The 22,808-nt window shown below is 28.3% G+C and carries 12 protein-coding genes; 11 read left to right on the top strand and 1 reads right to left on the bottom strand.

Translation table 11 applies throughout. The features are described from left to right. Positions 1–21: 21 nt before the first annotated feature. The 7 genes from EXC62_RS07245 (at position 22) to EXC62_RS07215 (ending at position 17,405) form a co-directional block, all read left to right on the top strand. The gene (locus tag EXC62_RS07245) at positions 22–10,518 is read left to right on the top strand and encodes a cadherin-like beta sandwich domain-containing protein (protein ID WP_026389993.1); all 10,497 of its coding nucleotides are present in this window, start codon (positions 22–24) and stop codon (positions 10,516–10,518) included. Between the two features lie 16 nt (positions 10,519–10,534). After that, entirely contained in the window at positions 10,535–11,821 is a 1,287-nt protein-coding gene (locus EXC62_RS07240; RefSeq protein WP_026389992.1) for a hypothetical protein, read from the top strand. A 95-nt stretch (positions 11,822–11,916) separates the two neighbouring features. After that, entirely contained in the window at positions 11,917–13,335 is a 1,419-nt protein-coding gene (locus EXC62_RS07235; protein ID WP_232034262.1) for a hypothetical protein, read from the top strand. A gap of 12 nt (positions 13,336–13,347) precedes the next feature. Further along, entirely contained in the window at positions 13,348–15,153 is a 1,806-nt protein-coding gene (locus EXC62_RS07230; RefSeq protein WP_026389991.1) for a DUF2357 domain-containing protein, read from the top strand. A gap of 222 nt (positions 15,154–15,375) precedes the next feature. Beyond that, complete coding sequence (locus EXC62_RS07225; protein WP_162140089.1) at positions 15,376–16,092, top strand: hypothetical protein; 717 nt, start codon at positions 15,376–15,378, stop codon at positions 16,090–16,092. Between the two features lie 4 nt (positions 16,093–16,096). Further along, positions 16,097–16,939 (top strand): DUF3307 domain-containing protein, encoded by an 843-nt coding sequence (locus tag EXC62_RS07220; RefSeq protein WP_026389989.1) that lies wholly within the window; start codon positions 16,097–16,099, stop codon positions 16,937–16,939. 97 nt (positions 16,940–17,036) lie between these two features. Then, the gene (locus EXC62_RS07215) at positions 17,037–17,405 is read left to right on the top strand and encodes a methylglyoxal synthase (RefSeq protein WP_026389988.1); all 369 of its coding nucleotides are present in this window, start codon (positions 17,037–17,039) and stop codon (positions 17,403–17,405) included. Between the two features lie 87 nt (positions 17,406–17,492). Here EXC62_RS07215 and EXC62_RS07210 read toward each other — a convergent pair whose 3' ends face one another. Beyond that, positions 17,493–19,154, bottom strand: coding sequence for a phospho-sugar mutase (locus EXC62_RS07210; protein ID WP_026389987.1), 1,662 nt, complete (start codon positions 19,152–19,154; stop codon positions 17,493–17,495). Between the two features lie 189 nt (positions 19,155–19,343). Between EXC62_RS07210 and EXC62_RS07205 the strand changes: the two genes are divergently transcribed. Genes EXC62_RS07205 through EXC62_RS07190 form a run of 4 tightly spaced genes read left to right on the top strand, consistent with a single transcriptional unit; the run spans position 19,344 to position 22,777 of the window. Beyond that, positions 19,344–20,345, top strand: coding sequence for a P-loop NTPase (locus EXC62_RS07205; RefSeq protein ID WP_026389986.1), 1,002 nt, complete (start codon positions 19,344–19,346; stop codon positions 20,343–20,345). Continuing rightward, on the top strand, positions 20,338–21,045 hold the full coding sequence (locus EXC62_RS07200; RefSeq protein WP_026389985.1) for an ABC transporter ATP-binding protein: 708 nt from the start codon (positions 20,338–20,340) through the stop codon (positions 21,043–21,045). Before EXC62_RS07205 ends, EXC62_RS07200 begins: the two co-directional genes overlap by 8 nt. Further along, positions 21,029–21,793 carry a hypothetical protein gene (locus EXC62_RS07195; RefSeq protein ID WP_026389984.1) on the top strand — a complete coding sequence of 255 codons (765 nt, stop codon included), beginning with the start codon at positions 21,029–21,031 and terminating at the stop codon, positions 21,791–21,793. Before EXC62_RS07200 ends, EXC62_RS07195 begins: the two co-directional genes overlap by 17 nt. A gap of 12 nt (positions 21,794–21,805) precedes the next feature. Further along, positions 21,806–22,777 (top strand): NAD(P)/FAD-dependent oxidoreductase, encoded by a 972-nt coding sequence (locus EXC62_RS07190; RefSeq protein WP_026389983.1) that lies wholly within the window; start codon positions 21,806–21,808, stop codon positions 22,775–22,777. Positions 22,778–22,808: the final 31 nt, after the last annotated feature.

The raw sequence follows: 22,808 nt of genomic DNA, 5'->3' as shown, positions 1-22,808 counted from the left end.
TACTATGCGAGGGAGACAAAAATGAGAAAAAAAATTATAATGGGCTTTATACTAATTATACTGATTTGCACATTAGTATTTATTCCGAAGGTAAAGGCGATTGAAACAGGATTAGAAATATTTCTTGTTGAAAAAAGTACGCAAAAAACTAGTCTTGATGCAGAAGAGGCTAAGAACATTGCAAGTCAGAATAATAAAGCGTTAACGTTTGAAGTACATGTCAAAGCGATAGGTCAAAATCAAAGAGTCGGTCAAATGACTTTTTCAGGATGGACTGATAGCAAATTTGTACTTGCCCCAGAAATAAGATCAGGAGAAACACAAGTTTATGATGAAGAAGAGGAAGAAAATCTAGATATAACACTTTTTAATGTTCTTCCCACAGATATTAGACCAAATGTTAATGATGGAACACAGTTTTCATTGGTTTATGAACCTAAGGTTAAAGGAACAACTAGAGTTCCATCTGGCATGGGGATTGATTATGAAATAAAGAAGGGTGAATCTTTGATTGTTGCAGAATTTGATTTTAGAATTAACACAACAAATCTTAATGCGATTGAATCCGGACAATCTTTTAAATTCAAAGTTCACTACAATAAATCACTTAATGCAGATCATGCTATTGGATATGGAAATGGTACAGTTTATACCGGATTAGTTGAATCAAAAGATTTTTCAGTAGGACAATCTAATCCTGATGCTACCCTAAAAGATATCACTGTTAGCAACATGCCTAAGTTTACTGGCTCTGCTACAGGAGCAACAATAATATCTGCAGCTAAGATAACATATGCAGATAGTTTAAAGAATATTGCTGATTACATAACATTTACTAAAACTAAAGCATCTGCAACATCAACAATAACTATTAAAGATGATCCAACTCGAACGAAAGCTCAAGTTGGTGATGTCATCGAAATTAAAGTAGATGATGCTGGAACCGCATTAACGCATACAGTCACGATTACGGAGATTGAAAAGCCAGATTTAGAATTTAGTGACATCACTTTTACACATAATACAGGTGTTACAGTTGATAAATCAAATTTAAGAGAAGTAACCATTGTGATACCAGATGCACAAAAAGCAACTGGAGTTTCTGCCCAAATTATTAAAAAAGAAACTTATGGGACATTAACTGCAACCATTGAAGATCCAAGTGGTAATACAAAATCATTGGCTATTAATAATGGGAATTTTAGTGTATCCAACTTAGCCAAGGGATTGCATACAATCACTATTATCAATACAGAAGGCACAGATACAGAAACGTATCAGATTACCATTGATCAAAAGATTAGTGATTCCACAGCAACCGTAGAGAGTATTGTTGTTGAAAAGAAAAATGGTACGGCAGCAAGTGACACGATTAGTAATCAAGGAACAGCGAAACTATCTAAAGATACGACAACAGTTAATTATAGTATTACTTTTGTAGAATCTACCATTAAGAGTGGTACATACAAGTCAATTCTTTTAGATTCAAGTGGAAATGCCACATCAACTGTAACTACTGGTAATCTGACCAAGTTAGGTAATGTTTTTAAAGCTTCAGCCAACATTACAGGTTATGAAAAAGGCAATACATATAAAGTAGAATTTACAATGACTGCTGAAGATGGTAGTACAGTTGTAAATCATTTCTTTATTGAAATAGAAAAATCTGATTATAACGATTTGAATCCATCAGATATTGCTGTTACAGGTGATACTGGAAGTGTTGAATTAGATGCTGATGGAAAATTGAAATATGTTATCAAAAATAACAATTCAACAAGTATTGAATTTGGTTTAAATCCTAATGGTACTTTAGCAAAAGAAAAGGGATTAATCTATCTTAAAAAAGATGGCAGTTTGGTATCTGGTAATAAATTCAATGCTAAAGATTTGCCTGCAGGTGAGCATAAATATATCATTTTAGTTACAGCTCAAGATGGGACTTCACAAGAACATGAATTCACAGTTTTTAAGTTATCTGAAGACATTACATTTTCAATAACAGTAAGTTCTGGAGCAACTACACTGATATCTAATAGTGAGTTTACATTAGATGATGTAACGAAAGTGAAGAACTCACTGACTAAAATTTTATATCAATATAAAACGATTACTGTTGTATTAAGTACTACACATGCAAATGCGACTATTGAATATGTCAGTGGTAATATGGATTTTGCTTCTACAGCAAGCAAAAAAGGACGCTCTATTACTGGAACAATCACATATACACAAAAGACAGCACAAGAGATTTCAACAGTATTTAAAGTCATTGCGGAAAATAAAGTGGAACAAGATTATACTGTAAAAATTGAACGTGAAGCAGCTGAGACAGTAAATCTTTTAAACACATTAACTGTTAATGGTGTTATTGTCAAGAACTTTTTAACCAACCAAATTCCACCAAATACGTATGGAAAAATGATTGTTACACCAACTGGCGTAGAAACACTATTTATTGAATCGAAGTTGATGGATAATGATTATGCAAAACCTATAAAATATGAATATTCAGATAATGGTGGTGCTAGTTGGCAAGAAGGACAATCTATTAGTTTTGAGCGCGGAAAAGTTTACAATATACGTGTAACAACCACTTCACAAGCAGAAGAAAGTCTTTTTTATCAATTTCAAGTAGTTGTTGCCGATCAAGATGATAAGATTACGGGTATATCATTAGAAGATAGCCAAGGAAGTATCCTTAAAAATGCAGCAGGTGTTCCATATAGTTTCGTTCAAAATACAGCATCTTATACATTAAAAGTAAATGCACCAATTGATAAAGTAAACGTGACTGTTACATTATCTTCACAATTTGCAACCTATATCATTAAAAATGGTGGAACAGAAATAAACGGTAAATATGGCACAGGTTCAATTACCATCAATTTAGGTAACCCTGGAACAACTACCACTTTTACTGTGGTTGCAAGTTCAGAAGCAGGAGATAAATCAGCAACCACTTATACATTTAATATTGAAAGAGGTTCTTATCGTAATGATACAAGTATTGGTGATGTTTACGCAATATTTAAAAATAGTACTGGTGCTGAAATTAGAGAAGAACTAACACTAAATCAAGGAGTTTATAGTATATTAAAAGATACAAGTTACACATTCCTACGTATTGAGGCGGCATTGCCACAAAACGTGCAAGGACAAATTTTCGTTGGTAGTGATAATGGTAGTTCCACTATTTTTGTCAAAGCAGGTACCGTTTCAGAAGGACCTACACCAACTCTTTTTGATATTGAAGTTAAACCAGAAGATCCGACAAAATCATCTGTAAAATACAAAGTAAGTATTCAAATTGCCAGTTCAAATGCGAATTTAGACAGTTTAACTATTGATGATATTAAATATACTGTTTTTCCAATTGATTTAGGGATTAAAGCATTTACTAAATCAGAAAGTTTCAAAATTGAGTATCAGTTAGCAGATGTTAACGCTAAAGTAAGTTTTAGTTATGCAGTGATTAATGAAGTCTGGAATCTAGGTACGCTAACAGGTAATATTACACTGAAAGTAACAGTGACTGCCCAAGACGGAAAGACGAAAAAAGAGTATCAAGTAAAACTAAACAGACAAGCTAAAGATAGTGTCAATACACTGAGTTCATTGGAATTAATGGATACTGCAGGTAATAATGTTTTAGCAAGCCTTAATTTAACAACATCACTATTAGCAACACAAACAAATTTTGAAATAACAGTTAATAGAGATGTAGTTTTGAAAAATTTCAATGCCACTGCTACTAAAGAGTCAGCTATAATATCATTACCAAGTGATTTAAACTTAAGTGCAGGTTCTTATGTTACACTGATTATTAATGTGACAGCTGAAAATGGTACAGTAAGACCTTATCAAATTAAAGTAAATCAAAAGAATAGTAATGCTGATATTGATAGTATTAGAGTAGAAAATGGTGCTTCAATTGATCAAATGTTGGATATTTCAGCGTACCGCACGTTTAATTTAGGTACCGTTGCACATAGTGATCGCTTTGTCACATTCATAGTTACAATGAGCGATGCAATAAATAATGCAACATATGAAATTAAAGTAACTTCCGGATCAGGTAATGTAGCAGGTAATATAGTAGAACTCACTGGTAAAACTAATACCATTACCATCATTGGAACCGCTGAAGATGGAAAAACTATTTCACAAAGTTATGAAATTACCATTGAGAAAAACGATGCCCAAGTAAATCGTGATATTGATGATATCAAGGTTATTCTAAATAGTATGGAAGTTCCAGCTGACCCATATACTGCAGGGTCAAACTATAATGTTAGAGTAGATAGAGATAGTAATGAGGTATCTATTAAAATCTACCTGTTAACGTCTCAAAAGAAGACATTGTTTAGCACACATGATGGGTTAGCTAAATCAGTTGAAGGATTACATGATGTTTACACGTTCATTTACGCATTAACGCCGGGTAGTGATAATGCATTAAATGTTATCATCCGATCAGAAGCAGGATTCAATAAAACGCATATACTAAAAGTTATAACGAAAAGTGATGATGATAGCATTGATATTGCAATTAATGATAATGATGTTACTTATGATTTTAATAATCATGATACACAAACTGCATACGATTTAGGCGACTTTGCATTCAATAAGACAACGCTAACATTCAAGGTTATCAAAGAAGCACACGCAAAATTATTTGTTAACAATAGTGAAGTATCAGTTAATGCTAATGGTGAATTTACTCATACAATAGAGAAACTTAAAAATGGTGAAACAAAAAAAGAAATCACGATGTACGTTATTTCAGAATATGATTATCCAAGTACAGTAAATAAAAAAGTGTATACATTTACTTATGTACCACTAAGTGCATCTAATGAAGCAAAACTAAAATCAATGGTTGCTATGGTTGATGGGAAAGATATCCTAACGGAAGCTGGTATTGCGTTTAATCCAAGTGAATTAAATACAATTGTGAGAATTGATCGTTTTAGTGGAAGTAAGAATATTAGTATTACAGTTGTAGCAGATAGCAATGGTAAATTATCAAATCATATCAGTACATTAACTGAGTCTAAGACGTTACAAGTAGGTTTGAATGAATTTACATATGTTGTAACATCAGAAAGTGGCGCTATCACACAAACATATACCCTTAAAGTATATGTTGCAAATGATATTTCACAAATAAATGGTATTAAAATAGGCGGTATTGACGTGCCGAACTTTGATGTTGCAGAACCTTCATTTGAGATTTTAACGCCTTTTGTATGGAATCAATTGAGTGTTAATGTTGTCGTATCAAAACCAAGTAATTCATATGTTCACGTTATCGGAGAAGGTGCTACAGCACTTGCTTATGGAGAAAATATCATTAGAATTACTGTCAGATCTGACTATAATCAATTGATTAGTAATACTGCAGATGATATCGTATATGAAGTGAAAGTGACTCGTAGTCAACCATTTAAAGATACCAATTTAGATAATTTATATGTTACAGATAAAGATGGAAATAGTCTAGTATTTGATGTTGAACCATATAGAAAAGGTAAATTTGATTATATTATTACATTGTCAACCCAAGATGTTTCAGCAGGTGTTTATTTGTTTGCTGAATTATTAGATTCAAGACAATCTTTGAGTGGTGATGTGACTCAACCGGGTCAATCATCATTAAAACCAATTATTGAAAATGATGGAAAAATAAAAGTAGAATTTAAATTTATAGTTAAAGCAGAAGATGGTGCTGAGCAACAATATACAATAACAATTATGAAAGGCACCTCATTAGATACTGACAATTCAATCACGAATATTTCAATTACCGATTTGTTTGGCGTAGAATATATGATAGGACAAAATGTCTTTAACCCTGAAACTGATAAATATTCAATTACGGTAGATTATAGCATTACCAATATTATTGTTAATGCTGAAAAGAAACCAAACAGTCCAGCTACAATTACAGGAATTCAGACATACACGTTGAATCAAAAAGTTACAACTATTAAGATTTATGCGACTTCAGAAAGCAAAGTTAGAGGAACCGAATATATCATAACTGTAACTAGAAGTGAGCCATCAACAGATGCCAATCTAGATAAATTAGAAGTGGTTGTTAATGGAGAAACAATTTTAGGAGAACAAGGTAAACAGCTTGTTTTTGATCCAGCTACTAATATATATAAACTACATTTGACGAGACATGCTCAATTTATTAAGATTACACCAACGGCTAGTGATTCAAAAGCATCACTTTCAGGTAGTTACATCAATGAAATATTGAATCCAAAAACAAACCAATTTGTAGTGACAGTAACTCCAGAAGCGGGACAAGCTTTCATTAAGAACTACTATATTACAGTAGTTGTTGAAAATTCAGATATCAAAATTGAAACGTTGGAAGTAGATGGATTCACATTTACACATGATCCGTCACAGCCGACAGCTACATACAATTTGGGGAATGTAAGTTCTAGAGTACAAAATATTGATATAACTGCTACTATTTCGAATAATTCATATGGTACACTAAGCGGTATTGGAACTAAAACATTAAAATATGGTTTAAACACGTTTATAGTTGAAGCAATTAGTGAAGATACCAGTAAAACAGTCACTTATACTATCGAAATAACTAGAAATCAGCCTTCAACAGATGCAACATTAAAAGAAATAATAGTTATAGTTGATAATACTGATATTGTTTTAGGTTTACAAGGTAATAATCCTACACAGCTAGTATTTGATCCAAAAACATTTACTTATCAGTTATTCTTAACAAGAGATTCACAAAATATTAGTATTCAAAGTGAACTTAATGATAAAAATGCTTCACTAACATATAGCCATAATTTTAATCGTATCTTAAATTTGGAGCCAGGAAATAACAAATATACAATTACAGTTAAGGCAGAAGATGGAATTACTACAGAGGTTTATACTGTTAATATTAAGGTTGCTAATAAGGATATAGAAATTGAAGAATTAAGTGTTGTTGATTTTAACATCTCATATAATAAAAATATTCTTGAGTATGATCTAGGTGAAGTAGAATCAACGGTTCAAGCAATTGATATAGTAGCTAAAATATCTGATGAATTTGGTAAATTAATAGGTACAGGGCGTCAAACTCTTATTGACGGACTTAATACTTTTAAAGTTATAGCAACTAGTGAAGACGGAAGCCAAAAAGTAGAATATACCATTAAAGTAACTCGTAAAAAAGGCAACAATAATGGTACGCCAACAAATAGTGATGCAGAATTATATGATTTATCAGTTAGAGGTTTAATCACTGATGATGAATATATGTTGAATTATGATACAGATACTATGATATATAATCTTTCACTAGGATTTACTGATACTCATGCAGTTATAAAAACTCTTCAAAATAGTTTATCAACTGTTATTGGAGATGGAAACTATAAAATTGAACCAGGTGAAACTAAACAAATAAAGATTCAAATAACTGCTTCTGATGGAACAAAAGGAAAAGTATATACAGTTAATTTAACAAGAAAACAAGGTGATGACAATACTGATTTGGATCGCTTATATATTGTTGAAAAAGGTATAGAAAGAGAATTAGATGTTTCATTAGATTATCAAAAAGTTGTTATCGATAGTGATACAAATGAAATTGAAATTAAAGCAATTTCATCTTCAAATAAATCAACAATAAATGGTTTAGGAGTTAAAGTAACGAAATTATCTGAGCAAATATTTATTGTAAGTATTAAATCTGAAACAAACAAAGAAAAACAATATGTTATTAGTATTTTAAAAGCTGACAATAATGCTGATTTAAATTCATTAGATATTTTTGATGGAAATGGAAATAATATTCAATATGATCCAATATTTAACCCAAACATAAATATCTATAATATAGATTTAAGTGATAGTCCAGCAATAACAGAAATTGAAATTAATGCTATGGCGTTTTCAAAAGCATCAAATGTTTCTGGAAATGGTGTTTTCAGTTTACAATCGGGTGTAGGTGAAACAACTGAGAGATTTTATATTGATGTTACCGCCGAAGATAGAATAACAACAAAAAGATATACTATTATTGTTAAACGCAATGTAAAAGCAGAAGATGATATAACGATAGATGAATTTAAATTGCATGTTGATTCAAGCGTTTATTTATCAAATGATTTAAAAGACGGTGCTTTACAATTTAAAGCTAGCCAAAAATCATATGATATTGATATACCATTTAGTTCAAAAAAAGCTGTAATTGCATTTAGTAATTCAAATGGAGCAAGACTAAATGGAAAAAATGAATATGTATTAAATGATAAAGAAACAATCATTACTTTTAGTATTACATCACAAAGTGGTAAAGTAAGTTCTGATGAATATACAATAAGAATTGTTAAAGAAGATCCAAGTACAGATAATTTATTAGAACAATTATCAGTGAATGGAACAAGAATTCCAGGATTTGATCCAAATGTTTTTGAATATGAAGTAGTAGTAGATAGTGATAAGATTGATAAAGTATTTATTTCCGGTCAAACAAGTGATAGTAAATCAACAGTCTTAGGATTTGGTAAAAAAACACTTTCCAAAGGACTTGAAAATGTTTTTGAAATAATAGTTACACCCGAATCAGGATCAGGTGATGCACAAACATATAAATTAATTGTTAAGAGTCAAAGTTTTAATGCTAATCTTGTCACATTAGGTGTTTTAGATTATGATATGACTCCTATATTTGATGTTGACCATACAGCATATGTAGTTACAATACCGTATTCATCAAAAATAGATGTCGAAATATTTGCTCAGGCTGAAGATGGAAAAGCAACTATTAATGGTGCTGGTATAAAACGTAATCTAAATATCGGTTCTAATATATTTGTAGTATATGCAACAGCCCAAAGTGGAAAACAAGGAACACGTTATCAAATTGATATAGTAGTTGAAGAACCAAGTGATGATAATACTTTGAAAAGACTTGTTGTTAAAGATAAATCAGGGAATATATTACCTTTTGTTTCAATTTTCGAACCAAAGGTAGAAGACTATTTTATAATGGTTTCTGAAGATTTAAATATAATGTCTGTAGTTATTGAGGCAGATGCAAATCATAAATCGGCTACTGTATATGGTGCTGGAAATCAAAAATTAGAAGCTGAAGTTAATGGAAAATATCATACCGTATTAAAAGTTGTTGTTGAAGCTGAAAATGGTGATGAAAGAACTTATAATATAAGTATTTATCGTGGAGTAACATTTGAAGATATTATTGATATAACAGATATTAATTTGATAGGAAGCGATAACGAGACTTATTTTACATCTGAAGATTTTGATTTAGATGTTTTAGAATATGAAATAATTGTTCCATATCAAGTAATGAATATGAATTTAGAAATTGATTCTGTAGGTAGAGTTTATGGAGCAGGTAGAAAACAATTTGTTAGTGATCAAATAACTTATACGTTTAAAGTTGTATCTCAGAGTACTAAAAAACAAACTGCAGAATATACAATTTTTGTTAAAAGGGAGAAAGCTTTAGAAGAAAATACTTTAACAGATCTTACAGTTGATGGTATTACTATTCCAAACTTTAGTCCTGAAATTACAACATATGAGATAGTAAGAGCAAAAGGAGCAACGAATAGTAAAGTTATATTAAATGGAACAACTAAAAATAATGCTCAAATTCAAGGTATAGGTGAAAAAACTCTAGTTACAGGTAACAATACTTTTGTTATCTCGGTTACTTCAGAAAGTGGTAGTATTAATTCATATACAGTAAATATTAAATATGTTGATAGTAATGCATTTTTAGATAATATAATTGTTAAAGGTAGTTCAGAAACAAAATATAACGAGGAAACAGCAAAAGATTTCACTAATTTCACTTTTAATCCTGAAACATTTGAATATGATGTTGTCGTTGATACTAATACAAAATATATAAGACTTACTGGTGCAGCACAAGATCAAGAAGGAGCTAGAATTACTGGCTTTGGTACTTATGCAATTAGTAATACTGAAGAAAAAATAAGAGTATATGTCACATCTGCTGATGGTATTGTTACACAAACATATACCGTTAGAATTTCTAAATATTCAATTCCAAGCAATAATGCACAATTAGAAGAATTAGCTATTAGTAATCAAACGATTGGCTTTGATAAGAGTACTTATACATATAAAATCAATATAGATAATAAAGTCAATGATTTAAGAATAAGTGCAAAAGCATTTAATCCTAATGCAAGAATCATTATTGAAGGATATGAACAGGGAGAACCGAGAGACTCAATTACTTTATCAGTTGATGATCTTGAAGAGGGAAGAAACACAATATTAATAAAAGTTATTGCAGAAGATGGTGTAACACAAAGTTACTATCGTTTGATAGTTAATAAGGATCATGAACCAGATATGTTACTAACAATCTTATTGATATTAAGTTTATTGTTATGGATAATAACAGTATTAGTTTTAATAATTAAAAAGAATAGATCAAAAGAAAAAGATCAAGACGAATTAATATTCTAGTTAGAGAGGGAAAATTATGTTTTATTTATCATTAATACAAAAAGAAATAATTGCTATTGCTGTTGTTATTGTCTTTCTAATTATCGGATATATTTTGGTTAGAATTTATTTATACAATAGAAATAAAATACGCGAAAATGAAATGTTAACATTAAATCAAGTGATTAAGTATAAAAAGTTTGGAGAATACTTAAATTATAAGATTAAAAAAAATGAAGAATATGCTCTGTACCTTATATCAATTAATAATTTTGATTTATTAGAACGTACATATAATGATTCAACAATCCGTACATACTTAAGAAACTTAGCAAGAAACTTAAGTATGTACCTACCTTATGGTGGTAAAATAGCCCAAACTAAGTCACGAGACACTTTTATATTATATGTTCCTGCAGTAGAAAATGATTATGAAGTTTTCGGTATAAATTTAAAAAATGCTGCTTTAGAACAATTTAATAGAAATGGAATATCAATTAGAAAAACAATCAGTATCGGTTATATAGATGAAAAATTTCCAACTATAAGTGAACAAATTGAAAAGAACATGTTTGCATTAATTCAGTCAAGACGTGAATTAGGAACAATAGTTAAATATGACCAAATTAATATAACATCATTAACAGATTATAAAAACTGTTATGATGAAGTAAGAAATAACAGTGTGGCTTTTGATCTTCAAGAAGTTGTAAGAAAAGGTAGTGCTGAAGAAACAGAAATATATGTAAATGCAACAATTAATAATATAGAGTTTAATGAGTATCTAAAATCAAAGAGTAAATCAGATCAGGCTTGGATAAATTTTTGGTTGACAGAATTAATTATAGAAAAAGTAATAAATGTTTATGGGAATCGTAAAATTATCTTGCCGATATCTTTGAAAATGCTTGAAAAAGAAAGTTTTTTTGAAGTTTTTACAGTTATTCTTTCAATGTCAAAAACTTCTTTATCACAAATCACAATCTCTATAAAAGAAGATGAAGTTATTGAAAATCAAATAGTTATAAAAAATCTTTTGGAACTTAGAAATATTGGAATAAAAATATCTTTTGAAGTAAAAAACATTTCACAAGCATTATATAGTATAATTCAATCATATCATGTGAGTAGAATAGAGTTAAGTAAAGATGTTTTAACTAATGGAGATTTAAGTTTAGAAGAGTTATATTATTTTGTCAAAGTTAATCAAATTGAAGTTCAACTAAATGAGGAAATAGAAAATGATGAAGCAACACATATAGTTAAGAATACAAATAATAGAATTATTGTTAATGGTGTTAAAAAGAATAGAGGTAGAAAATAATGGGACAGTTTTCACAGTGGTTTGTGGATTTTTTTAGATTGTTTTTAGACAATCTGTGGCGACTTATAAAGAGTTTTTTTGTAGGTATATATAATTTGCTAATTGGCTACCCTATAGAATATGCTAAAGAATTTTTAATAGTATCAAAATCATTTAGTTTTTTAGATTGGATGTTATCTGTTTTCTTCATAGTGATCTTCTTAATTCTTGTTGTAATGTTTTTTGTAGTTGTTTTTCAGTTACTAAAAAGATACTTTAGATTTACAAAAATTGAATATGAAAAATTAGAACTATTATCAAGAATGAATGTTTTAGAAAGAAAACTTAAAAATGGTGGAATTGCTAATATAAATAACGTTCCTAAAAATGAATTAGGTTTTCAAGGAAATAAGCAAGTTGCTAAAACAGAACAACAACGAACAAAAGGAAATAGATTTGTTAAATTAACTCTAATTGATGAAAAATATAAATATAGTGTATTACCTACTTATATGAAAGAGGAAGAAAAATTAACACTAAGTCAATTAGTTACGCATTTTAGAAACTATTCAGCCAAAAATCATAAACTTTATTATAATGAAAGAATTATTTCTATCTTTTTAGCTGGTATGGCAACATCTAAAATTATGATCTTAGAAGGGATATCAGGGACAGGGAAAACTTCACTTCCATATGCTTTTGGTAAGTTTATTAATCATAACTCTGCAATTATATCAGTACAACCTTCATGGCGAGATCGTTATGAAATGATGGGGTATTTAAATGAGTTTACAAAGAAGTTTAATGAAACAGAATTTTTAAAAACAATCTATGAAACTACATATAGAACAGATATTCAATTAATTGTTTTAGATGAAATGAATCTAGCGAGAGTTGAATATTACTTTGCAGATTTCTTATCCTTACTTGAATTACCTAATTCAGATGAATGGTTATTAGATATTGTTCCAGAGCAAATAATAGGAGATCCAATTAATCTTAAAGAAGGAAAAATTAAGATTCCAGAAAATATTTGGTTTGTTGGTACAGCAAACAAAGATGATTCAACGTTTGCTATTACAGATAAAGTATACGATAGAGCAGCATCAATTGAAATGAATGACAAAGCTGAAAGTTTCGATGCTCCTGAAACACCAAGCATAAAACTATCATACAAGTATATTAGGGAGTTATTTGATAATGCCCTAGATGAGTATAAACTATCAGATAGAGGCTTAGAAGCAATTAAAGAACTTGATAATTACATAACTAAAAACTTTGAAATTACATTTGGTAATCGTATTATGAAGCAATTATTAACGTTTGTTCCAGTATATATTGCATGTGGAAGAGATGAAGTTGAAGGTATCGACTATATTGTTTCTAGAAAAATCATTCGTAAATTTGAAACTTTAAACTTACCTTTTTTAAAGAAAGAATTAGAAGAGTTGTTAGTCATCTTTGATCAATTATTTGGAAAAGATAAACTTATTGATTCAAAAACGATGATTCAAAAATATATAAGACAAATATAGGATTTGATATTTATGAAAAGAAAATATGATTCAAGACTGTTTCAAGAAAGTATTATTAGCGAAATAAATAAAGTTGAAAAAGAATTAGATTTTCCTAATATTTTTTATGATGCAGTAAAAAAAGGGAAAATTACTCGAAAACAATTTCAAAAATTAGAATATAAAAAGTTTGATGAAGATTGGATATCTAACTTAGAATCGTTTTTTCCAAGCCTAGATAAGATAACAAGAAATCTTAGATCATCACTTAGATATGAAACAGAGATATTACCAATTGAAAAAACAAGAAGAACAAATCCAGAGTCAATTAGACATTTAATTCAAAATACAAGATATATTAGAGAAGTTGTTGATGAAGATGGAATAATACCAGAAAAAGTTTTAAATAACTTATCAGAGATTGAATATGGTATATATGAGAATAGATTTATAATGACACTAATTTGTAGATTAAATGATTATCTTTCAAACAGATTAAAAACTATTAAAGAACATATGCATGGATTTAAAGAAACAAATTTTGATTTATCAAATGAGTTTCATTTAAACAATGCTAACTATGAATTAAGCGTTTCATTAAAAGCTTTAGAAGAAATGGATTCTAAGGAAATTGACGAACATAACCACAGAGTTTATGAAAGAGTTGAGGAAGCATATAAGATAGTTTCTAGAATGTATCATAGTGAGTTTATGAGAATAATGTTAAGATATAAAAAAGTTAAAGCTCCAATTATGAAAACTCAAATTATTTTAAAGAACCCAGATTTTAGAAATGCATACTTGCTATGGTTATATTTAGATAGAATTCATGTCTTAGATTATACACTTGAAAGTGAGATTAGAAATAAAAGATTTAATCGTGATTACCATTTACAATTAGATCAAGGAATCCTATTTTTATTTTCAGTTATTTTTAATAATAGCAATTTAGGTAGTGCAAATAATTCGGATGAAAAACTTGTTAGTAGATCAATAAAACCTAAAGATAATCGTGAAGATTATGTTGCTGATGCAAGTATTGATTTACCATATCTTGATATGGAACCACAACAAGCAACAGAATATTATTTAAAAAAAGCCAAACAGATATTTGGTAAACAGTTTGATGAGATTAGTAAGTTTAATAGCAATGAAAAACATAATTTGAAACAGATATTATTGGATCAATATGCTATCGTTGATCAAGTATATGAACATTATTTTAATAGTAATCAAGATGAAGATGTTTTTAATAGGCTTATTAATGCAAATGATCCAGTTAAAAAATTTAATGATGCAGAACATAAATATATCATTACTAAAATGGCACGTGAAGTTAAAGAAAAAATGTATAACGAAGCACTTGTCTTAGAGAATAAATGGGTTAAAGAAGTTCTAACATACCAAAAAGAAGCAACTGAAACCTTGAAGAATCGCGGAATTAAAGAAACAAATGATGAGATTACTAAGCTTTCTAAGAATGTTGATAAAGAACTTGCTAAAGTAGAAAAAGATTTGAATGCTAAAAATAGAAGAACTCTTCAAGCAAGAAAAAGACAAGTTGATGCTCAAATAATTAAGATTAAGAAAAAACATCAAGATGAGTTAAAGAAGTTTAAAGAAAAAGAAGTTTTAAGATTAGCTAAAGAAAAAGCTAAACTTAAAGAGAAACAACAAAAAGAGAAAGAAAGACTTAAATTAAAGAAGCAAAAGGAATTACAAAAGAGTCGTGAGCTACTGTTAAAGAAAAAAGAATTAGAACGGCAAAAACAAAAAGCTAAGCTTAATAAGCAAAAAGCGGATATAACTAATAAAAATAATAAAAGTTTGAAAAACTAGTTTTAAAATAAATTTTTGATATTCGTGATAAAGAGGGATTTCTATAATTCTAGATATCCTTCTTTTTTTATGATTATAAACAAATCTTTTAATATACATTTATATTTAAGTTGACAAAACAATTTAAATATAATAAAATCAAATTGAACAAAAAACATTCACAATATAAAAGTGAGCAAAAAACGATAACTAATAAAAAGTGAACGAAAAGTGGTGATTCAAGTGGAGAAGCAAAAATATTTTACAATAAGAGCAGATATTAAAAACTCTAGTAAAAATAAGAAATACGAAGAACTTAATGATTTAGTCGGTAAAACTAATCAAACACTCTCAAAAATCATAAACAATAATAAAGCAATTATAAGTTTTAAAGTTAGATTTGGGGATGAAATATTTGCTGTGTATGACAATTTACATGATGGAATTGAAGCATATCAAATACTTTTATATCATGCACTAAGTATGGAAATTCCACTTTATATTGGATGTGGATATGGAACTTTAGAAAAAATAACTAATGATGAACATTTAATCAATGGTGAATCTATATGGTTTGCTACTGATGCAATTGAAAGTATTAAAGATATATTAGGAAAATATAATGAAAAGTTAAATATAAAAACGGATGTAAGAATTAAGTTTAATATTTCTAGCGATAATAAAAAGAATCGTAATGTTCAAAATATATTCTATGTTATTTCAGATAAAATTGCTAAAAGAACAGAACAACAACACCGTGCAGTTAATTTAATTAAAGAAAACAAACAATTAGAAAATTATCAATTATATGATATTTTAGAAGGTAATATTAATTATCAAAATACGGATAAAGAAAAAGAAGAAAAAAGAATTAAATTTACTAAGTATCTACAAAGAGCAGAATACTACTTTGTAAATGATTTAATTAAGACATTGATATATTTAATAAAGGGAGAATGATAGAATGTTATTAATTCTAATACTAAGCCATTTATTAACTGATTTTGTATTTCAATCTAATAAAATGGTGGAAAAGAAAGTAAAAGATAAATCAATTAAGATATTTATTTTGCATGCAGTAATAAACTTAATAGTTAGTTTAATACTTATGGTTATAGTTTCAAATTTTGAAGGGTTTGATACAGTTTTTAAATCTTCTAATTTACTATTAACAGTTGGAATAGCTTTTTCACACTTAGTAATTGATTTTTATCTTAAACCATTAATATATAAATTAACAAAAAAAGAAGTTACAACATATTTAATTGATCAATTAATTCATATTTTATTAATTATAGTATTGCTATACAATTTTAGTTTAAATTACTCATATCAAAGCTTTTTTTATAGTCTTCAAAGAAATGATTATAATAATGAGTTAATTAATAAAGTGTTAAGCATATCTATTTTTGGGATTTTCCTTACAAAGTTCTCAAGTATTGCTGTTTCATTATTATTCAAGGATTTAGATAGTAATAATGAGACTAATGAACAATATGAAGATATAAAGATAATTGAAAAAATAGTTGGTTCTGGAGAAATTGAAAGAACAGTTGAAAAAACGGTAGCGCCAATTATTGAAATTGATAATTATGGAACATGGATCGGATATATTGAAAGAATATTAATATTTATTTCAGTTATTACATTAAATTATGAAGGAATTGCAATTGTTATTGGTTTAAAAACTTTTGCAAGATTTAAACAATTAACACATAAGAAGTTTGTTGAAAAATATCTTTTAGGGACATTATTTAGTGTAATGTTCGCGATTATTTTTGGATATATATATATATTAATCAAATAAAAACACTTTTTAATTCTTAATCGTTTTATTTAATTGCATAAAAGAAGTATTTTAGATAAAATTAAAATGAACAGTATAACACTAGGAGGAAAACAAGATGAATATTGCACTAATAGCACATGATAAAAAGAAACAAGATATAATTGAATTTGTAAAAAGAAATGAAGAAGCATTTTCAAAACATAAATTATATGCAACAGGAACAACAGGTAAGCTTTTAATGGAAGCAACTAAGTTAACAATTAACAGAAAAAAATCAGGACCTCTTGGTGGTGATCAAGAAATAGGTTCAATGGTTGCAAACGGTAAGTTAGATCTAATTATATTTTTTAGAGATCCACTAACAGCACAAGCACATGAGCCAGATATTACTGCATTGCTTCGTTTATGTGATTTATATGAAGTTCCATTAGCAACTAACAAACAAAGTGCAGAGTTGTTTTTAGAACATATTAAACTTAATTAATAATAAATAGATTTTAAGAGGGGTATAGAATTACTCCTCTTATTTTTTTTAATAAAAGAAGAGCCACCATCTGATGACTCTTCTAAACTATAACTTATCTATTTGTTCAAGTATTTCTTGATTTATCTTTTCAATCTTTAATTTTGCTAACTCATTTGAACTATCTCTAAGTCCATAATAAATCTTTAATTTTGGTTCTGTACCACTTGGTCTAAAAATAACCCATAAATTGTTATCAAAGTAGAACTTTAAAACATTTGATTTTGGTAATGCATTTTCTGTTTTTTTAAATCTAATATCACCATTAATATCATCGTAACCCAAAAGGTTATAATCTTTTAGTGTAAGAGGATTGTTTCGGTAATAATCAGTGATTTTTTTAATTTTTTCACTACCTTCAATTCCACTTAAAACAATATTGTTAGTCCATTCGTAATAAAAACCATATTTTTTATAAATTGTTTCTAAATAATCAACTAAATTCATTCCATGATCTTTCACATAACTTGCCATTTCAACTAATAGATAAACAGCTTGTACAGCGTCTTTATCACGAACAAATGGTTTAACTAAACTACCATATGATTCTTCCGATCCAAATAAGTATTCATATTTGTCTTTTGTTAATTCGGCTTGTTCTCCAATGAACTTAAATCCAGTTAATGTAGTAATCACTTTAACATCAAATGATTCAGCAATTGCAGGGATTAAATCTGTAGAAACTAGTGTTGTAAAGATAACACCATTATTTGGAAGTAGTCCTAATTTCTTTTTTTGGTCTAAAATATAATACGCCATCATTGAAGTTGTTTGATTACCATTGATTAAAGTATATTCGTTATTATTAAGAACAGCAATTCCTAATCGATCAGCATCAGGATCAGTTAATAATACGATATCCGCATTAATTGATTTCGCATATTCAATAGATTTAGTATATGCTTTAACTTCTTCAGGATTAGATGATTCAGTGTTTGAAAAATTAGGATCAACAATCATTTGAGGTTCATAAGGGAATACCTCATAACCCATTTCTTTTAAAAACTTAGGAATTACTGTTCCACCAGTTCCATGAAGAGGAGAATATACAATTTTTAATTTTTTACTTGGTTCATTAATCTTAATTGTTTTAACTAAGTCTAAATAAATACTATCGAAATCATCACTAATTTCAGTTATATGAGAAAGAGATTTAAGAGACTTAATATCAAATGGAGATTTAATATCATTGATGTAATCAATAACTTGATTTGCTTGATCAAGATTTAATTGTGCACCTTCTCCATTATATGCTTTATATCCATTATATTCTTTAGGGTTATGACTTGCAGTAATCATAATTCCCCCGCCAGCATTAAAGTGTCTAACAGCAAAAGAAAGCATTGGTGTTGGTCTTAAGTCTTTGAAAATGAAAGTCTTAATATTGTTTGCTGCTAGTACGTATGCAGCTTCATAAGCAAACTTTTGTGAATTAAATCTGTTGTCATATGAAATAGCAACACCTTTGTTATCAAGTTTATTTGCAACTAAGTAGTTTGCAAAGCCTTGAGTTGCTTTTTTGATTGTATAAATATTTACTTTATTAGTACCTGCACCCATAATTCCACGAAGACCACCTGTACCAAATTCTAAATCTTTATAAAACGCCTCTTTTTTTTGATTATCATTCATTTCTAAAAGTTCTTTTTTTGTTTCTGTATCGATTTTTGGATTATTAACCCAAAAATTATAGTTATCTTGATATAACATTTTAACCACCTCTAAGAAATATTATAACATTTTTTACGATTTTTTTAATAACTTATTAACTAGAAACGTTGTCACTTTATATTTAATAAATATAAGAACTATAATGAATATGTATCTAAGTAAAGGTTTTTTTGTTATAATTATATTAATTAACATGGAGAGGAGTAAAGGCTTGCCTTACACAACTAAATGGAAAAAATAATTATTGATAAAATATCAGAGATCATTGATAAGCAATCAAAAAAAACATTGAAAGAATTAGATGCGATAAAAAGGGTGACAATCTTATCAAATAATGTAGTTGATATTGAAATAGAAATAGATGATATTTTACATCAAGATCATATAAAAAGAGAAGTAGCAAAGATAGTTAAATTAGAGCTTAAATACCCAGGAGTTAAAATTGAAATCAAAGGTAAGGAAAATGAAGTTTTAAGTAATGAAGAAGAGAAAAATAAGGTTAGATATATCGCTATAGCATCTGGTAAAGGTGGTGTAGGAAAATCAACTGTTACTGCAAATCTTGCAAATGCACTTTCAAAACTTGGGAAAAAAGTTGGAATAATTGATGTAGATATTTATGGTGCAAGTATTCCTTTTATCTTTGGAATGGAAATAAAGCCTTTAGATTTAGATTCTAAAGGAAAAATAATTCCTGCTAGATACGAAAATCTAGAAATAATTTCAACTGAATTTTTTGTTCCTAAGGATAAACCTTTAATGTGGAGAGCACCAATCGCAAGCCAAATGACAGAAATGTTTTTTGAATCTGTTTCGTGGCAACAAGAATTAGATTTTATTATTATTGATATGCCACCAGGAACTGGTGATATAGCAATTGATGTTAGAGAATTAGTTCCTAAATCTGAGATGATAATTGTTACTAATCCAAATGTTAGTGCAGCAAATATTGCTGTTAAAGCAGGATTAGGATCAAGAGAATTAGGGCATAATATAAAAGGTGTTATTGAAAATATGAGTTTTTATTACAATGCTTGTAGTAAAGAAAAAGAATATTTGTTTGGTGAAGGTGGAGGAAGTTTAGTTGCTGAAAAATTAGGAGTTGATTTGTTGGCACAAATTCCAATTACAAAACCAAACGATTTCGATAATTTATATGATTATAATGGATTACAGGGAAAAACATATTTATTGCTTGCAAAAAAATTTACGGAGGAAAACAATGGATAAGATATTAAAATGTTCAAATTTATCAAAGAATTATGGTAATGTTGAAGCGTTGAAAAACTGTAATATCGAGTTAAAACGCGGAAGAATTGTAGGGCTTTTAGGACCTAACGGAAGTGGAAAAACAACTCTAATTAAACTTATTAATGGTTTATTAGTGCCGACAAATGGTGAACTATTAGTTGATGGTAAGAAAATTGGAGTAGAAACAAAAAAAGTTATTTCATATTTACCAGAAAGAACTTACTTAGATCCAAATGTTAAAGTTTATGAAATGTTCGAATATTTCAAAGATTTTTATGTCGATTTCGATATTAATAGAGCTAGAACCTTACTTCATGAGTTAGGAATGAAAGAGGATAGTAGAATTAAAGATTTATCAAAAGGGATGAAAGAAAAAGTTCAGTTAATATTAGTTATGAGCCGTAACGCCGATTTATATATTCTTGATGAACCAATTGCAGGGGTTGATCCTGCTTCCAGAGATTATATTTTAGATACAATTTTAAATAATCTTAATAAAGATGCAACTTTAATTATTTCAACGCATTTAATATATGAAATTGAAAGAATTCTTGATGATGTAATTATCATTAGAGACGGAAATATTTTGTATCAAGGTGAAACAAAAGCATTACTAGAAGAACATGGATCATTAGATGAATGGTTTAGAAAGGAATTCCGCTATGTTAAAACTATTTAAGTATAACTTTAAGAAATTCTTAAAAATACATCTTATTTTAGGAGCAGCATTAATTGTTAATGCAATTGTCTTATTAATTCTTTCACAAATAAGACTAGAGGATAATGCTGCATCTGCAACAATCACTACAATAATTGGATTTTTTGTGTCTATATTTGGATTGACTCAAGTATTATTAATAATCTTTACATTTGCATTAACAATAATAAACTTTAAGAGAAAAGTTTTAGGAGATGAAGGATATTTAACTCATACGTTACCGGTATCGAAAAGTGCAATTATCAATTCATACTTTTTAAATGCTCTTGTATACTTAATCTTTGATGTTTTTATAATAGTATTATCTTCGACTATTAAATCAGGATTCGATTTTGATGTTTTATTTAAGACATTTAATACTGCTGAAATTAATATTGGACTTACAATCTTTTTAGCGTGTACACTTGTTTTAATTTTATATTTAACTTTTTTGACCCAAGTCATCTTAGCATTTAGTATTGGATATAGTAAGGATAAGAATAAAGTTGCAAATACAATTCTTTTTGGGATAGTTATATATATTGTGAATCAAATCTTAGGTGGTATCCTACTTGCTGGTATTGTTGGTTCCCTTTATATAAAAGGAGATGTAACTTCAAATACCATTAATAACTATTTATTAGTTGCTAATATTTTTTACTTGTTTTTAGGAGTAATTTCGTATACACTAATTAATAGATTTATTAAAAATAAATTAAATTTAGAATAAGGAATGATGTAAATGGATGAATTAATAATCATTGGTGCAGGTCCTATGGGTCTTTATGCAGGATTTGCAGCTGGATTACGAGATATAAAAGGAAGAATATTAGAATCATCATATACGTACGGTGGGCAAGTAAGTACCCTATATGCAGAAAAAAAGATTTATGATATTCCAGGTTTTTTAAATTTAACTGGTCAAGATTTTATAAATAAATTATATGAACAATATAAAAAATATCAAGATAATTTCCCGATTGAATTAAATACCGAAGTAACAGAAATAATTAAAGAGAATGATTATTTCATAGTTAATACTACGAAAGGTAGATACAATGCTAAACGTATTTTAATTGCTAATGGTGGTGGTAAATTCACCCCTAAACCATTAGACTGTGAAGGAGTTTTAGATCAAGAAAATATCTTATACACTGTTTCTGATCTTGAGCAATTTAGAAATAAAAAAATTGCTGTTTTAGGTGGGGGAGATTCAGCAGCTGATTGGGCTTTAATGCTTGTAGATATTGCAAGTGAAGTTAATTTAATTCATCGTAGAGATAACTTTAGAGCACATCAATCAACAATTAATGAGTATGCTGAAAAAGGAAAAATTCTTACTCCATATGTAGCAAAAAGAGTTGTTGGTGAAAAACATATTTCTAAACTTGTTTTAGAACATGTAAAAGATAAAAATGAAATTGAATTAGATGTTGATTATATTTTAGTATTCTATGGTGTTGATACAACAAAAACAAATGTAAGTGAATGGGGAATTGAAACTGACTTAGAAGGAATAGTTGTTACTCCAAACATGAAAACAAATGTTGAAGGAATTTATGCCGTTGGTAATAGTGTTAACTATCCAGGAAAATTAAAAATGATTGTTACTGGATTAGGAGAAACAGGAACAGCAATTGGTGAAATAACTAATGATTTATTTCCTAATAGAAAAAATAATAATATTTATTCATCTTTATTAATTAAAGAGTAAAGAAAAAGAGGTTTTAGATATATTATATCTA

The organism is Haploplasma axanthum, from assembly GCF_900660745.1.
GTDB classification, from domain to species: Bacteria; Bacillota_I; Bacilli_A; order Acholeplasmatales; family Acholeplasmataceae; genus Haploplasma; species Haploplasma axanthum.
Note: the sequence above shows the minus strand (reverse complement) of the source record. Positions and strands in the feature narration are given on the sequence as shown.

Bases quoted from the DNA above. Each gene is read 5' to 3' on its own strand.
- EXC62_RS07245 (WP_026389993.1), top strand. From the start codon at position 22: ATGAGAAAAAAAATTATAATGGGCTTTATACTAATTATACTGATTTGC.
- EXC62_RS07240 (WP_026389992.1), top strand. From the start codon at position 10,535: ATGTTTTATTTATCATTAATACAAAAAGAAATAATTGCTATTGCTGTT.
- EXC62_RS07230 (WP_026389991.1), top strand. From the start codon at position 13,348: ATGAAAAGAAAATATGATTCAAGACTGTTTCAAGAAAGTATTATTAGC.
- EXC62_RS07220 (WP_026389989.1), top strand. From the start codon at position 16,097: ATGTTATTAATTCTAATACTAAGCCATTTATTAACTGATTTTGTATTT.
- EXC62_RS07215 (WP_026389988.1), top strand. From the start codon at position 17,037: ATGAATATTGCACTAATAGCACATGATAAAAAGAAACAAGATATAATT.
- EXC62_RS07210 (WP_026389987.1), bottom strand. From the start codon at position 19,154: ATGTTATATCAAGATAACTATAATTTTTGGGTTAATAATCCAAAAATC.
- EXC62_RS07205 (WP_026389986.1), top strand. From the start codon at position 19,344: ATGGAAAAAATAATTATTGATAAAATATCAGAGATCATTGATAAGCAA.
- EXC62_RS07200 (WP_026389985.1), top strand. From the start codon at position 20,338: ATGGATAAGATATTAAAATGTTCAAATTTATCAAAGAATTATGGTAAT.
- EXC62_RS07195 (WP_026389984.1), top strand. From the start codon at position 21,029: ATGTTAAAACTATTTAAGTATAACTTTAAGAAATTCTTAAAAATACAT.
- EXC62_RS07190 (WP_026389983.1), top strand. From the start codon at position 21,806: ATGGATGAATTAATAATCATTGGTGCAGGTCCTATGGGTCTTTATGCA.